At 52.6% G+C, this 14,610-nt stretch carries 13 protein-coding genes; 4 read left to right on the top strand and 9 right to left on the bottom strand.

The window, feature by feature from the left end:
- Positions 1-69: 69 nt before the first annotated feature.
- Positions 70-906 (top strand): MBL fold metallo-hydrolase, encoded by an 837-nt coding sequence (locus ABEA66_RS17465; RefSeq protein WP_345589420.1) that lies wholly within the window; start codon positions 70-72, stop codon positions 904-906.
- Positions 907-981: 75 nt separating this feature from the next.
- Here ABEA66_RS17465 and ABEA66_RS17460 read toward each other — a convergent pair whose 3' ends face one another.
- The 4 genes from ABEA66_RS17460 to ABEA66_RS17445 all read right to left on the bottom strand — a co-directional run bounded on the left by ABEA66_RS17460 (position 982) and on the right by ABEA66_RS17445 (position 4,585).
- On the bottom strand, positions 982-1,167 hold the full coding sequence (locus ABEA66_RS17460; protein ID WP_079914579.1) for a hypothetical protein: 186 nt from the start codon (positions 1,165-1,167) through the stop codon (positions 982-984).
- A gap of 77 nt (positions 1,168-1,244) precedes the next feature.
- Positions 1,245-2,618, bottom strand: a complete 1,374-nt coding sequence (locus ABEA66_RS17455) for an ABC transporter substrate-binding protein (protein ID WP_345589362.1) — start codon at positions 2,616-2,618, stop codon at positions 1,245-1,247.
- Positions 2,619-2,804: 186 nt separating this feature from the next.
- Complete coding sequence (locus ABEA66_RS17450; RefSeq protein WP_079914577.1) at positions 2,805-3,626, bottom strand: carbohydrate ABC transporter permease; 822 nt, start codon at positions 3,624-3,626, stop codon at positions 2,805-2,807.
- Complete coding sequence (locus tag ABEA66_RS17445) at positions 3,623-4,585, bottom strand: carbohydrate ABC transporter permease (RefSeq protein ID WP_345589359.1); 963 nt, start codon at positions 4,583-4,585, stop codon at positions 3,623-3,625. The genes ABEA66_RS17450 and ABEA66_RS17445 overlap by 4 nt, the downstream gene beginning before the upstream one ends.
- A gap of 324 nt (positions 4,586-4,909) precedes the next feature.
- Between ABEA66_RS17445 and ABEA66_RS17440 the strand changes: the two genes are divergently transcribed.
- From ABEA66_RS17440 to ABEA66_RS17430, 3 genes are all read left to right on the top strand, one after another.
- Positions 4,910-8,080: a hypothetical protein gene (locus tag ABEA66_RS17440; protein WP_345589357.1), complete on the top strand. Its 3,171-nt coding sequence runs from the start codon at positions 4,910-4,912 to the stop codon at positions 8,078-8,080.
- 91 nt (positions 8,081-8,171) lie between these two features.
- The gene (locus tag ABEA66_RS17435; protein ID WP_345589355.1) at positions 8,172-9,629 is read left to right on the top strand and encodes a glycosyltransferase; all 1,458 of its coding nucleotides are present in this window, start codon (positions 8,172-8,174) and stop codon (positions 9,627-9,629) included.
- Positions 9,622-11,091 (top strand): glycosyltransferase, encoded by a 1,470-nt coding sequence (locus ABEA66_RS17430; protein WP_345589352.1) that lies wholly within the window; start codon positions 9,622-9,624, stop codon positions 11,089-11,091. The genes ABEA66_RS17435 and ABEA66_RS17430 overlap by 8 nt, the downstream gene beginning before the upstream one ends.
- 73 nt (positions 11,092-11,164) lie before the next feature.
- On the opposite strand, the gene ABEA66_RS17425 is transcribed toward ABEA66_RS17430, so the two are convergent.
- The 5 genes from ABEA66_RS17425 to ABEA66_RS17405 all read right to left on the bottom strand — a co-directional run bounded on the left by ABEA66_RS17425 (position 11,165) and on the right by ABEA66_RS17405 (position 14,417).
- On the bottom strand, positions 11,165-11,548 hold the full coding sequence (locus tag ABEA66_RS17425; protein ID WP_345589350.1) for a hypothetical protein: 384 nt from the start codon (positions 11,546-11,548) through the stop codon (positions 11,165-11,167).
- Positions 11,549-11,581: 33 nt separating this feature from the next.
- Positions 11,582-12,256, bottom strand: coding sequence for an HAD family hydrolase (locus tag ABEA66_RS17420; protein ID WP_345589348.1), 675 nt, complete (start codon positions 12,254-12,256; stop codon positions 11,582-11,584).
- A gap of 49 nt (positions 12,257-12,305) precedes the next feature.
- Positions 12,306-12,830 carry a DNA topology modulation protein gene (locus ABEA66_RS17415; RefSeq protein ID WP_345589346.1) on the bottom strand — a complete coding sequence of 175 codons (525 nt, stop codon included), beginning with the start codon at positions 12,828-12,830 and terminating at the stop codon, positions 12,306-12,308.
- Between the two features lie 18 nt (positions 12,831-12,848).
- Positions 12,849-13,481, bottom strand: a complete 633-nt coding sequence (yqeK, locus tag ABEA66_RS17410) for a bis(5'-nucleosyl)-tetraphosphatase (symmetrical) YqeK (protein WP_345589344.1) — start codon at positions 13,479-13,481, stop codon at positions 12,849-12,851.
- Between the two features lie 258 nt (positions 13,482-13,739).
- Positions 13,740-14,417, bottom strand: a complete 678-nt coding sequence (locus ABEA66_RS17405; protein ID WP_345589342.1) for a coiled-coil domain-containing protein — start codon at positions 14,415-14,417, stop codon at positions 13,740-13,742.
- Positions 14,418-14,610: the final 193 nt, after the last annotated feature.

Below are 14,610 nucleotides of genomic sequence, written 5' to 3'. Positions count from 1 at the left end.
TTGACTGCATAATAAAGACCTTACACCTTACAGGAAAAGAGGGAAAAACCAGTGAACACGGATCAAGAAATGACTTACGGAACGGATTACAAATACATTCCCATGACTTCGATAGGAAGCGGCTCGGGCGTCGAGGCAGCGCCGGATGTATGGTGTCATACGATCCAGATTGTGAATATCGTTATGATAGGAAGCCCGGAACGGAAGCGCTTCGTGCTGATAGACGCGGGAATGCCCGGCTCGGCCGAGGCTATTATTGCCGCTGTCGAGAATCGCTTCGGTACGAACCATCGTCCCGAAGCCATCGTGCTAACTCATGGGCACTTTGACCATGTGGGCGCGATTATAGAGCTAGCGGAGCATTGGAAAGGAATCCCTATTTACGCGCATGAGCTGGAGCTGCCTTTCTTAACGGGTCAACAGAGCTATCCGGCGCCGGATCTGACGGTGGAGGGCGGGCTTGTGGCGAAGATGTCGTTCCTATTTCCGAATACTCCGATTGATTTAGGGGAACATGTAAGGTCGCTGCCGGCTGACGGGGCAGTTCCTCATCTGCCGGAGTTTCGCTGGATTCATACGCCCGGGCATGCGCCGGGACATGTTTCCCTGTTTAGAGAGAGTGACCGAACATTAATTGCGGGGGACGCCTTTGTGACCGTCAGGCAGGACTCTTTGTACAAAGTACTCATGCAGGAACCGGAGGTTCATGGCCCTCCAAGGTACCTGACAACGGATTGGAAGGCAGCCAAGGAATCCGTGCTGACCTTACAGCAATTGCAGCCGACTGCCGCCGTGACCGGACATGGGGAACCCATGCGGGGAGAGGCTTTGACGAACGGCTTGAAGGCGTTGGCCGACCATTTCGATCAGTTAGCCGTTCCCGATTACGGCAACTATGTTCAATAAGTGCTCTGATATGATTCAAAAAAGACGACTCTCATTCCGGGATTTGCGGAATTGGAGTCGTCTTTTGTTTGATGCTTAAGCTTCCTGATCGGATGGGATTACTTCATCCAGCTCGGTTTCCTGCTGATTCGCTTGCGCCGCTACCGCTTGATCGAGCTCGCTTTCGCCTTGAATTCGGGCTGCAGCCTCGGCTTGGGCGTTCAGCTGCTCCTCCGCCTGTCCGATCCCGGTAGCTCCCTGATGTCCTCTGCTGCTAGGCATTCCGTTATCCCTCCTGCTCCATAGTCCAATACTTCGTTAGTATGATCGGAGCGTTGGGAAAATATGCATTCTGGCTGCTACTTCACCGTTTTGTTGTATGCAGCGAGCTTGCCGGTAATTTCCTTGGCTGCGGCGTCCAGAGCTTCCTTCGGCTGCTTCTTGCCGTTCAATGCTTCCTCAATGGCCGTTTCCGTCAGCTGGCGGGCTTCCGGGAATACGCCCATAACAGCGCCTTGGGTCGCCGTATTTGCTTTGGTCGCGTGAAGCTGGTCCACGGCTGTCTTCAACTGCGGATATTTCGTTAAGTTATCTTTAACTGTTTGCTCATCATAAGCTTTCTTCGTGATTGGAAAGTAACCGGTGTTCACATGCCAGTAAGCTTGCTGCTTCGGCTCGGCCAGGAACTTGATGAACTCCCATGCGCCCTTCTGCTCGGCTTCGCTGCGGTTGTTCAGGATGTACAAGCTTGCTCCTCCAACGATAACTCCTCCGTCCTTGGCATCGGCAGGCTTAGGCAGGAAGGCCGTTCCGACCTCGAATTTGCCTTGGGCTCCGTCTACAATGCCGCGAAGAGAGCCGGTAGAGTCGAGGGTCATGCCGATTTGGCCGGCGAGGAACGCTTTTTTCGTGTCATCGGTTTTGCGTCCGAGATTGAGGGCGACCTTGTCGTCGACCAGCTGCTTCCACCAGCTCAAGGTTTTCACGCCGGCTTCGCCGTTAACCAAAGATTCGGTGGCCACCCCGTTACGGCCGTTGCCGTTGTTCAGCAGATCAGCGCCTTGATTAGCGAAAAATTGCTCCATGAACCAGCCATAAATCGCGAAAGAAGCGCCGGTTTTGCCGTCCTTGGTCAATGCCTTGGCCGCTTTGGCAATGTCATCGTAAGTTACAGGAGGCTTCTCCGGGTTGAGACCTGCAGCTTTAAACATATCCTTATTGTAATAAAGGATCGGATTGGACGTGTTGAACGGCATGGAATTCAGCTTGCCGTCGATTTTATAGTAATTCAGAATGTTCTCTTCGAGCTGCGACAGATCATATTTATCCTGATCAATGAACTTTTGCATAGGAGTGATGGCTTTGGAGTCAATCATGAAGCGGCTGCCTACTTCGTATACCTGGATGAGTGCGGGACCGCTCTTGGAGTCCATGGAAGCCTTCATTTTGTTCAAGCTTTCATCATAAGTGCCTTGGAATACGGCTTCTACCACCACGTTTTTCTGGGATGCGTTGAAGTCGGATACGAGCTTGTCTACTGCTTTGCCAAGCTCACCGCTCATGGAATGCCACCAGACGACCTTGACCGGCTCCTGGCTCTTAACAGGTGCAGTTGTAGGCTGGGAATTACTTCCTCCTTCGGCTCCTTGTTGGGTCGCATTGCTGCCGCATGCGGATAAGGCCATAACGGATGCCATGCAAAGCGGGATCAGGCTTTTTTTCATAAACTTCATTACAGTTCTCTCCCTTTTTTTGGATGTATAGATTTCATGCAAAAGCGGAAATACGATCTTTTTCTTTTATGAATGAATAGATGTCCCGAGGATGGATGAGGACAAGCTAGGTTCAAAACAAGGCCGTGTTCCTTGCTGCGAGCCGCATGGCGTTATCATTCCCGCAAGTGAGTCCGATGCAAGGGGCTAGCCCTTCAAAGCGCCTGCCGTTAAGCCGCCTACCAGCTGCTTGATGCCCAAGACGAGAAGCAGGAGCGACGGGAGCAGTACGATGGTGACACCGGCCAGCACGAGATTCCACGAGGTCATCTCTTCAAATTGCAGCATGCTGATCCCGATTTGGACAGTGCGCATCTTTTCCCCGTTCGTAATCAAGAGCGGCCACAGGTACATGTTCCAATGCGTCAGGAACGAGTACACCCCCAGTGTTGCCAGCGCAGGCCGGGATAACGGCAGCACTAGCATGAAGAAGCAGCGGAGATGGCCGCAGCCGTCGATACGGGCGGCTTCGAACAGGCCGGCCGGAAGCTGCAGGAAAAACTGGCGAAGCAGGAACGTACCGAACGCAGTGGCGAGGAATGGCACGATCAAGCCTTCATACGTATCCAGCCAGCCCCAGCTTTTGACGGTCAAATAATTCGGAATCATCGTCACTTCCCACGGAATCATCATCGTCGAGAGGAAGAGAGCGAACAGGACGCTTTTACCGGCGAATCTTAAATAAGCAAAGGCGTAGGCGGCCAGGCTCGCCGTAAGAAGCTGCCCTATCATGATGGCAGTCGACACGAGCAAGCTGTTGGCAATGAAGGTGAAAATAGGCACGGTCTGAATCACTTTAAGGAAATTATCCCAGTACAGCCCGCCAGGGATGAATTTGGGCGGATAGGCCGAGGATTCGGCCGGAGTCATGAAGGCTGCGGATAAGGTAAAGAACACGGGATACAGCACCAGTGCCGCAGCAATACACAGCAGAATATAGAGAATCGTTTGCTGCAGGCGGGATCTCATTGGTAATGCACCTTCTTTTCAAAAAATTTGAACTGAATAATCGTCAAAATAAGAATGAATGCGAACAGCAGGAGCGCCTGCGCGCTGCCGATCCCGAAGCGGAAGTTGACGAACGCATCCTGATAAATGTTGTAGACCACAACATCCGTCGTATTCATGGGGCCGCCTTTGGTTAGAATGTGCATCTGCCCGAACGACTGGAATGCCCCGATAACGGACACGATGGCCGTGAAAAAGATCGTCGGAGAAATGAGCGGCAAGGTCAGCTGCACAAAGGTTCGGATCGGCCCGGACCCGTCAATCTTGGCGCTGTCGTAAATTTCTTCCGGAACGCCCTGCAGCCCGCTCAACAGAACAATATAATTGAAGCCGAGATTCATCCATACCGTCATGACCGATACGGACAGAAGGGCCACAGCAGGGTCAGTCAGCCAGCCTACCGGCTGGGTGCCGAAGAGGCCCAGTACATAATTCAAAATCCCGACGCTCGGATGATACAGCATCATCCAGATAACCGAGCCGGTTCCGACGGAAATGGCAATCGGCAGCGAGAAGACGAATTGGAATACGCGCATTCCCCGCAGCTTGTTATGAGAGAGGGCGGCGAGAAGAAGTGCGGCGACAAGTCCGGTAGGTACGGTAAGCAAGGTGAAGGAGAAAGTCACCTTCAAGCTTTGATAAAATTTCTCGGAAGTTAGCAGCTCCTGGAAGTTTTCCAATCCGGCGAAGGCCGCAATCCGTCCGCGCGGGTCAGTCAGGTGGAGGCTCAAATAAACCGATTTCAGCAAGGGATAAAAAAGGAAGATGCCGAACAGCAGCAGTGATGGAGCCAGGAACAAGTAAGCAAGCAGATGCTCTCTCCAGCGCAGAGGGCTCAGGCTACGGATACGCGCTCTGCGGACGGGCCTGGTGGAAGCGGCGGAGGAGGGCATCCTGATATCTTTTGGCATAAGACTCATAGCTTTCATTTCACCCCTAACCATTATCACAGTGAGTTCATCGTATTTCTGCATTCTCAACTGCCTTGTTCAGTATAAGTCCCTGTTGTAAAGACAGCGTCAGCGGGATTTAAAGGTTTTATGGAGAGAAGGGCAGCTCTTCATATATCCTTAATATTTGGCGGGAAAAAGGGCCGATCCCCATCGGGAACGTCAAAGGGCGGAAGAAAGCTGGGGGAATAGAGCATATTCCTTGGGTTCACGCGGCAAAGCTGCTGTTTTTTACTAGACCGTATGATAGAATAATAGTTAATTACATTAAATTGGAACTTTGAGGTGGATTCCATGGTATCCAAAAGCCTGGTTACAAAAGCGGCATCTGCAGCGGCTGTGATGTCCGTTATTGCTGTGCCTTCCGCCGTAATGGCTGCTCCGGCTGTTGTGCTGCATCCAATTCAAGATATGACGATTGCACAAGGAACGGAAACAACGATTTATTTGAACGACTATTTAAGCAATCTCAGCTCATACAAGGTCACTTCACAATCCGTCAGCGGCGTTGTCTATGCTACTTATTCCTATTCGGGCCAAAATCCGTTGAGTCTGCGGGGAGACCAGGTAGGCTCCTCTATGGTGACGATATCCGACGACTCCGGCAAGCTCGAGGAATTCAAGGTTCATGTATTGGACGCCGGAGCGGATAAGCGGATCGATATCGGAGATGTCACGAAGTATATTGCGGCGCATGCTTCCGAAGTGACGCAGGCTGCCGATGTCAGAACGCTGTTGAACGGGATTGAGCCTCTATATAAAACCGGCTCTACGGTAAAACCGACGCCGGGCGTGAACGGCAAGCCGAACGCCGTTGTTCTGATAGCGGGGCAGGTACAGTCGCAGATGCTGCCTGTGGCTTCCTATTTTACGAAGACGGCAGAGGAGAGCCTGAGCTTCGCAGTCAAGAGCTCCTATAGCTATATTGAGGCGGCCATCGATCCGGCCGGCGTTTTGACGCTTACGGGGACTAGTGCACTGGGCCAATATGCAGGGACCACGGCAGAGATTCAGGTAACGGCGACCAACCAATACGGAAACAGCGCGACATTGAACGTGCCTGTCATGATTCAGTCCGTTGAAACGACGTATACTATCGAGGTTCCCGATAATATCACCATGCCGTTTACCGTTCAGCTGTCTCCCATGTTTGCGGACATAGCGGCAAATCATTTTGAGATCATGCAAGCACCCGGCAACGGTCTTATAGCGACGATAGCTGATAATGAAAGTACGAATGCCAGTATCGTATTCAGCGGTAAGGCCGCCGATACCGTGCTCAAGCTGAAGGGGACCAACATGGCTACGGGAGTTTCCAAGGATGTGACCGTTCAAGTCCAAGTTCAAGTTAACCATAATCCGGTGCCTGTCATCATCGGCCTGCCGGACCCTATCCAATGGAAGATAGGATGGTCGGAACCCCAATCCGTGTCCATGGCCGCCTACTTCGCAACGGAGCCAGGCTCGCCATTAAAATTCACATTAAAAAAACCGGATTACATGGATGCTGCCATTGATGAAAATGACGGGACATTAATGATTTATAACGTGAATCCGGCATCGTTCCTGCCTAACCCGCCAATCCTCCAGATAACGGCGACGAATACATATAAAAACAGTGCAACGATTAACCTCCCGGTTGTGATAGAATACCCGGCTCCGAAGGTTATGGGCAGCCCGGACCCTATACAGTGGTTTATGGGTGTAACTGAATTTAAAACGGTGAATGTATCTGAGTATTTCTGGGATACGACGGGAGAGGTTCCAAGCTTAACCTACAGCATTGAAAGCATGTCGCCCTCTATCACGGCCTCCATCAATAAGGGCTCCGGCAAGCTGGTGATTCAAGGAATGCAGGCAGTGACGGATGGCTCCGAAATGATTCAGGTGAAGGCCACGAACAAATTTGGTAAAAGTGCGTTGTTAAATATCAAGGTGGACGTACTGTCCTCCTATACACTTCATTGGAAAAAGGATGACCCGCAAAATTATCCGAATCCTTATGCCGTGCAGCTATCGTCGATCTTTGATGGTACAGGCGCAACGGATTTCGAGTTGACTTCGCTGCCGGAGGGCAGCCATATGACGGTCGGCATCGAAGGGAACCAAACGGATCAAGCGCAGCTCGTCTTTGGTGAGACGATAGGGGATGCGCAGTTTACGGTCATTGGCAGAAACCCGGCCAACGGCACGTCCAAGGAGATTAACATTCGTTTCGTTACGGATTATGCTGCGCCGACGGTCAAGAGCTATGACGGCGACAAAATAAGCGTTACCAACGGCATGATGGAAGGAGAAGGGCAGCGGGTTTATTTAAATAAGTACTTTAGTGACGACAGCGGTTTGTTAAGCTATACGGTAGAGGAGGACGCCAGTACAGCGGGTGAAGTCTATACATGGATATATGGCGGGGAAGGCCCGTCTATTGAGTTTTATGGAGCGAACTATCCTGAGAATGTGGACACATCTGCTGTGGTCAAAGTAAAAGGGACGAACCGATACGGGAAAAGCGCCGTTCTAGAAGTGCCCGTGATGATAAAGGCGGCACCTGCACCAACGGTGATCGGGGTGCCAGGACCGAACTCTTATACGGATGGGCTTTTGAGTAAGCGGTTTGAGTTCCTGCATTTGGGTTCCTACTTTAGCGGCAGCAGGTTACAAATACAGCTTGAGAATAAAGATGAGCTGCATACGAACTATCATGCTTCCGCTTCAATGGACGGACAGGACCTTTTTGTAGACATTCAAGCGCCATTAGGCAACACGGAAACCGTTACCTTCTACGTGAAGGTAAGAGCTACGGACAGCTTCAACCGGTCGGCGCTTATGGAAATTCCGATCACCGTTAAGCCGAATGCCGCTCCGATAGTGGATCCCAATGGAATCGATACGATTTATCTCGATGATCAAGGCGGACAGACGAACCTCATTGATTTGGATCTGCTGAGTCTTTTCTATGATGCCGATGTAAAGACGGATTCGACCCAAGGAGACAGCGACAAGTTAAGCTATACCTCCGCAGAAGCGACGGGATCTCTGAGTGGCAGTATTACTTCCGACCATTACTTGGCCCTAAGCGGCTCCAGCATCGATACGGGGGCAAATGTGAAGGTTACGGCCCAGGATAAGGCAGGACATGTCATCAGCAAAACGCTGTCGGTTAAGCCGTCACCGTTAGGCGACTACAATGTCCATCACGTAAATTATAACCAAGTGATGACAGTATTGTACCCGGATTCGATACTTCCGCCTGTGACAGACGATAAGGCAAAAGCCATTTATTTGGTAGATTTGAACAATCCGAATCCGAATTTAACCTATGATGCCTTTTACAATCCTAATAACAATTATGTAATCATGAACGGTAGCTCATTAACCTACCCGGCGATTATCAACCTGCATTATGTGAACAAGGTGGATCATACGCTCACCTTGGACGTCTTTCCTGTCATTCTAAGCGTATAGTCATCGCGGGATAGATGAGGTCAACTTAAGGTTGGCCTTTTTCTATTCAGCTTGTTAAAGAAGCTTTGTCCAAAAGGAGGTCCGAGCCGGCATGGAGGAGAACCGGAATAGCCATCAAGCGATCAAGGAAGCGCTGCAGCAGCAAGATTATCGGCTGGCTGAGCGATTAGCCAAGGCACAGCTGGAAGAAGACCCGTGGGATGCGCAGGTATGGGCATCCTTAGGCGAGGCGTTACTGCATCGCGGGTATGGCGAGGCCGCCCGTAGGGTCTTCGACCGCGCATGGCTGCTAGACCCCGAGGCCGGATGGATGCGGAGCGTCCAGTCTGAGCTCGGCAAGCGGGGGGCAGGAACGGAGCGCTACGATATTGAGCTGCTGCTGCTAACGAAGCCGGTTAGGCTTAGCGCTGCGGTTATTACTCGCAATGAAGAAGAGACCATAGAGAAATGTATCCGAAGCGTATCGAATGCCGTGGACGAGATCATTGTGATCGATTACGGCTCGACGGACCGGACTTTGGATATCGTAAGGAAGCTTCCTCGAGTGAAGCTCGTGCAGGCGGATTGGCACGGGAGTTATGCACAGGTTCGCAACGAAGCGCATGCTCATGCAACAGGGGATTGGATAGTGTGGCTGGAAGCGGACGAGATGCTGCATCCGGACGATGCCCGACCTATTCGGGATGCGGCGTGCTTGTTCCAGCGGATCAATATGCCTGTGGCTCTCGATTTGGTTCTGTTTCAGAGAAAAAACGGAGCCTTGCTTCAGACCTTCGCCAGATCGCGGATGTACCCTCTAGGGAGGGGACTTTCCTACGAAGGCAAGGTCTTCGAGGTTTTGAAGCATAGAGCAACGGATGACACTCAGCTTCCCCTACTTAGACGAAAGATTAGAGTCAGATTACAATCCATATCTAGTCCCGGGCATGAGGGAGAGAAGGCGGGAATCCGCCTGGAGCTTTTGCAGGGGATGCTGCAGGAGCAGCCGGATGATCCTGTGTGGCTATTGCGCTGCGGCCAGGAGCTTGCAGTGCAGGGCCGCTGGGAAGAAGCTCTGTATTATGCAAAGGAAGCAGACAGAATAGGTAAGACCTTGAATGATTTCCCGGAGCGGCTTGAGCTAGCCGTCCTTGAGGTGCGCCTTCTGGCGGAGTTGAAACGCTGGGAGGAGGCAGAACGGGCCGTTATGATTGCTCTGGTTTCATTTCCGGACTACCCCGACTTCTCCTATTACCTCAGCCAAATTCATATGCGAATGGCGGAAGAACGATTTCGGGAAGCCGAGCGGAGCTTGAATCTTGCGATGCAGGGCTTCGCTACCTATCGGGGGCCGGATCCGGCCGATCACGATATCGCGGACTGGCGGCGGCGTTATATGATGGCCGAGCTCGCGCTGGATGGAGGGGAGCTGGCGGCTGCGGATGATGAATACCGGAAGCTGCTGAAAGTATTTCCTGAATGGGAGGAGCTTAAGCGAAGGCGCGAAGCGATACAGCTGGAAAAGGACGCGCTGGAGAACATGGAGCCAAGGGGGACTAGGAATGGATGAAGCTGTTCATTGGGCTGAACAGATCGTACAATGCATGAACAACCAGGACCTCGATAGGGCTGAACGTCTGTCGGTCCGTTATGTCCAAGCTTGTCCCGAAGCGGCGCAAGGCTGGGCCCTCCTCGGCCAAACCTTGCTGGAGCGGCAGCAGGGGGCTATGGCACAGATGGCTTTTCAGCGAGCGTGGCTTCTCGATCCGGAGGCGAATTGGGTTCAAGCGGCGTATGCCGCTCTAGGGCGGTCCCAGCCTGGCCCGGTAAGACAAGATATGCTCGAGCTGTTGAAGGTCAAGCGGGTGACGGTAACGGCGGCCATTATGGTCCGAAATGAAGAACGATGCATAGAGAGGTGCCTCCACAGCCTGATTGGAGCCGTGGATGAGATTGTGGTGATGGACACCGGATCGACGGATCGTACCTTGGACATTGTGAGACAGTTTCCGGAGGTGAAGCTGTATGAGACGGAATGGAGGGACAGCTTCTCGCAGGTGCGCAACGAGATGCTTTCGCTGCTGACCAGCGATTGGGTGCTCTGGGTGGACGCGGATGAAGTCCTGCATCGGGACGATGCGCGGCATGTGCGTGAAATCGCCGGCCTATTCGACGACTCCGAGCTCCCGGTCATCCTGCAGGTATGGATGGTGAATCAATATGGGGCCCATTACCAGCAGGATTTTTCGCAGTCGCGGATGTTTTCCCTTCGCCACGGCCTTCGGTATTTCGGCCGAATTCATGAGCAGCTTGCGCCGCAGGGCGGGCTGGAGGAGCGGGTGAAGACGATCAGCCGCAAAGCAAGAATCCGCTTGATTCACGACGGCTATGATCCAGTTATATGGCAAGGCCGGCTCAAAAGCGAGCGTTCCATGAAGCTCCTGCAGCTCATGGTTGAGGAGGAGCCCTTGAATCCGTCGGGCTGGTTCTTCTACGGCAGAGAATGCTTTAACAACGGGGATTACGACCTTGCCATGGACTGCTTGCAGGAGGCGGAACGGCTGGCGCCGGCGGCCCCCGGCTTTACTGCCATAGGGATGGTGCAGCTGTATAGGGCCAAAATCCATTTATTGCGTCAGGAATGGGGGGAGGCATCGAGGCTATGCAAAGGGCTATTGCGGCAAGCCCCGGACTATCCTGACGCGCATTATTATTTAGCGCAGGCGCAGGCAGGTCAGGCGAGGGAGCTCGTTCGGCAAGCCCAAAAGGACATGGCGGCTTATCACGAATCGATAGCCGCCTATCGTGGAACAGAGCCCCCGGATCCGGAGGTAAAGGCTTGGAGGGCAGGGCTTCTAATGGCCGAGTTGGCCGTGCGCAGCGGCAAATTAGCTGAGGCCAGGAAGCTCCTGAGGTATTATGCGCAACGATTTCCTGAAGTCGGGCCCTTACGGACGGAGCTTCAGCATTTGGAAGGGAAAATCAACCGCTTGATAGGCGACAAAGCGGCCCTATCGAGTAGAAGTGAATAGAGCCGTTCCATAACAGGAAGCGTTGGATAAGAAGGGGTTCAAATCCTGATTACTATGACAGCATCAGGCGGATTTATGCTTCCTCATGTTCGTCCGGGAGTAAGGTAAGACCGCAGGAGGGGCATGATTTCGTGATGGAGGTAACCCGGAAACCGCATGCCGGACAAGCCTCATCCAAGACTTCGGCCGTATGCTGATACTGCAGAGCGGGTTCGTCCGGAAAAAAGCTTTGAACGGGCTGTCCATCAATTTCTATCACCTGCAGCTCCTCGGTAAGCATCCAGATTATGTTCCCGTAGCGGTCGCTTACGGCGGCCAATGGAATTTCCGCGGACTCTTCATGGGGAAATAAGCTCCCGCCAAGGACGCTTGGCAGCATAGCTTTATAGGCTCCATATCCGGTACCGACCAGAACGTAGGTCTTGCCGCTTTCCTTATGTCTGACAACCGTTGCCAATAGGATCACCTCTTTTACCGTTTGGAATAGATCTCAGTCCAGGCCGAGGCGTGCTAACAGCTCCTCGGGCTCCTGAAGCTGCTCGAATTCCTTGAATTTTTCGTTACGGGGTGCGAACCATGCTGCCCGGTAGGGCTTCATACCTGCCTCCGCCGCGCCTTCCAGCTCCTGGGAGCCGCCGTCACCGACGAACACCGATTCCTCGGGCCGCACCTGCAAGCGGGTACAGGCCAATCCATATATTCGGGCATCCGGTTTGGCATATCCCGTCTGATAAGAAAAGATCACTTCATCAAAGTACGAAGCCAGCCCGCTGCTTTCCCATGCGCGAACCTCCTCTTCCGTACAATTGCTGATAAGTCCCAGACGAAGGTCGTTGGCTTTTAATCTTTTTAACATGTAAATAATATGAGGGGAAATATCCTGAAAGGGTATGGATTTGGCATACAGCCTTGAAGAATAGAGCTTTTGGATATGGGCTTCATCCAGGGACTTGCCTTTACCCTGCCACATATCGCGGAGAACCGAAGGGTAGTCGGGGAAGGTGCCGTTCATTCTCCGTTCCTGACGTACGCGCCATTCCTCATCGTACTCCCGCCTGCTTAAGCCCCACTGCTCATCCAGCTCGTTAATACGCGGCACTTTGCGTGCCCCGTCGGCAAACTCGGTAATCAAGGTTTCGAACAAATCGAACATAACCGCTTTCATGGCTGCAGCTCTCCCTCTTTTTGTAAAATGGTGTTGCGGATGGAATCGTTCAGACGCTGGATATGGCCTCGGGGAGCTGCTCCAGAAACTGCCGGACTTCCCGGGGAGTTCGCAGAATATAGATCGTTTTGTGACCGGTTAATGCGCTTAGCTTGTTCAACAGGGCAGGGCGGCTTGTCTGTCTGTAGCTCCATACCCATTTGACGAATTTCAAATCGAGCCGTTCGGGGCAGCCTTCGGCTAAATCGGGCCGCGTTTTGCCGCGATACATCATTCTTCGTTTGATAATCCGATAGACGCAAAGATGCCGCGGCATGTCGAGAAATATAATCGTATCGGCCGCCGCTAAACGCATATCCATCGTCCTGCCGTAGTTGCCGTCAATGATCCACGTGTCCTTACCGACCAGCTGCCTCATAAGCGCGTCCCATTCCTCCTTGGGAGTAGCAACCCAGCCGGGGCGCCAGTTCAGCGCGTCCAGATGATAGACGGGAAGCCCGGTCCGATCGCTTAATTGTCTCGAAAATGTTGATTTACCCGAACCGCCGGAGCCTATAACAACCACTTTATTCATCGTCAGGGTTCTCCGTTTCTATGGATTTTTCATACAAATCGGTTCCAAATCCTTATATGCATCGAGAAGCCAGGGATGAATAACCTTCAATCGATCCCGCTGATTCCATAAGTGCTCGATATAAACGAAGGCGCCGTGTTCCAGGGAGGTATCGAGCGCCGACAGCAGCTTGTCCAAATAGGGAGGCGTTCCCGGCTGATCCCATTCGATTTTGTCCGCTACAAACACAATCAAGTCCATTTGGGTTGGATTCGCTTTCAAAGTTGTATGACATTCTATAGCATCCAATATCGTTACATCGTGAATTTGAAAAAGATCTTGGGCAATGACGCGGGAGATTTTCTGGTGGATGATCATGGGGAAGGCCGCTTCCTCGGGCAAAATATCGATTCCGAGCGCTTCGGCTGTACGGATTCTTTCACTGTTAGGAAAGATTGCGCTAATATCGTGCAGTAGTCCCGCTTTCCTGGCTGCTTCGGGAAGGGCGCCGAATGCTGCGGCTAGTCGTTCGGCTTCACGGCCCACCCGCACGCTGTGCTCAGCGGTTTTGGGACAGTGGTGCATATGCAGCAGGCGGCTCACGTCGGCTTCGAGACGGCCCGAGAATGTCATGGATTGTTGAATGGCACCGAGCAGAGGATGAACGGACATGACAGTTCCCTCCTTATGGAGAACTATCCCCATCGTACCATATTATGGGTGAGATGCCCATATCCGAATAGAAAATAGCGAGGCAGGATGAACGTGAATGAAACCTTTAGCTTTTTACCTGATTTGTTCATCAGAGACCTGGGTTGTTTTCGGGGCCTTCAGCTTAAAGGAAGCGAAGATGCAGGAGCGGGGACCGCTGTCCGCCCGCACCGTGCCTCGGCTGTGTTCTGCAGAGAAGCACGATGCGGGGGGAGGAGATCAGACGTCCCCTTCCTGGTTTTGGGAAGCTGTGTTTTGTACGATTTGGACAAGAACCGTGAGCTGCTGCTGCATGAGCTGCGAAATCTGACCGAAGTGCTGCTCCAACTGCTGTTGATTGACCTGCATCTGCTGCTTGATGGATTCGGCGGCAAGAACCAGAGCTTTCTGCGATTGATTCAAATCGGTCAGAATTTGCTGCGTTTGCTGCTGATTAGACTCCAACTGAACCTGGATTCGCTCTGCCGTCGTTCCCAAAGCTCCTTGATCTTGGGCCAGCCGCTCGAGCCTTTGTGCGGTTTGGACATGGTTCTCCTGGACGCGAGCGCCGATCCGGGAAGTTTCTTGCACCAGCCCGGATTGCATTTGCTCCAAACGGGATAGGGCGGGAGGAGCTTCCTGCCGGTTCACCTGGATTTGAGCACGTATCTGCTCGATTCCGTTGGCCAATACCGACCTCGTTTGGGCGATTTCCTCGAAGGCCTGTGGAAGCTGCTGCTGATTCAGCTGCACTTGCTCTCGGAGCTGAGTGAGTCCGCTGACCAGCTCCGTTCTCGTGCCAGTAATGGCTTTGGTGGTTGCTTCCTGCTGCCTCAGCAGGCGCCGGCCGGTTCGCGTCTGACTTCTTTGCTGCTGCAGCGAATCGCGAAGCAGTCTGCGGGTTGATCTTATTGCCATGAACGACACCTCCTTATAGTCTGTTTATAGTGTAGTGGCCGTGCCGGGAGATGGTATGGGTAAAATGGAAAACAATTGTGATGCCTCGTCCTCTATACTATAAAAAAAATCCCCCTTGCCGCCTAGTGTGCACCCCTTAGAATAGACATTGGAAAACCCCCCTGGTTAATCCGATGAATTCTAAGGGGTGTAT

Origin of the sequence: Paenibacillus vulneris, assembly GCF_039543185.1 — a bacterium.
Classification (GTDB): Bacteria; Bacillota; Bacilli; order Paenibacillales; family NBRC-103111; genus Paenibacillus_S; species Paenibacillus_S vulneris.
This window is presented reverse-complemented; position numbering and strand designations above follow the sequence as displayed.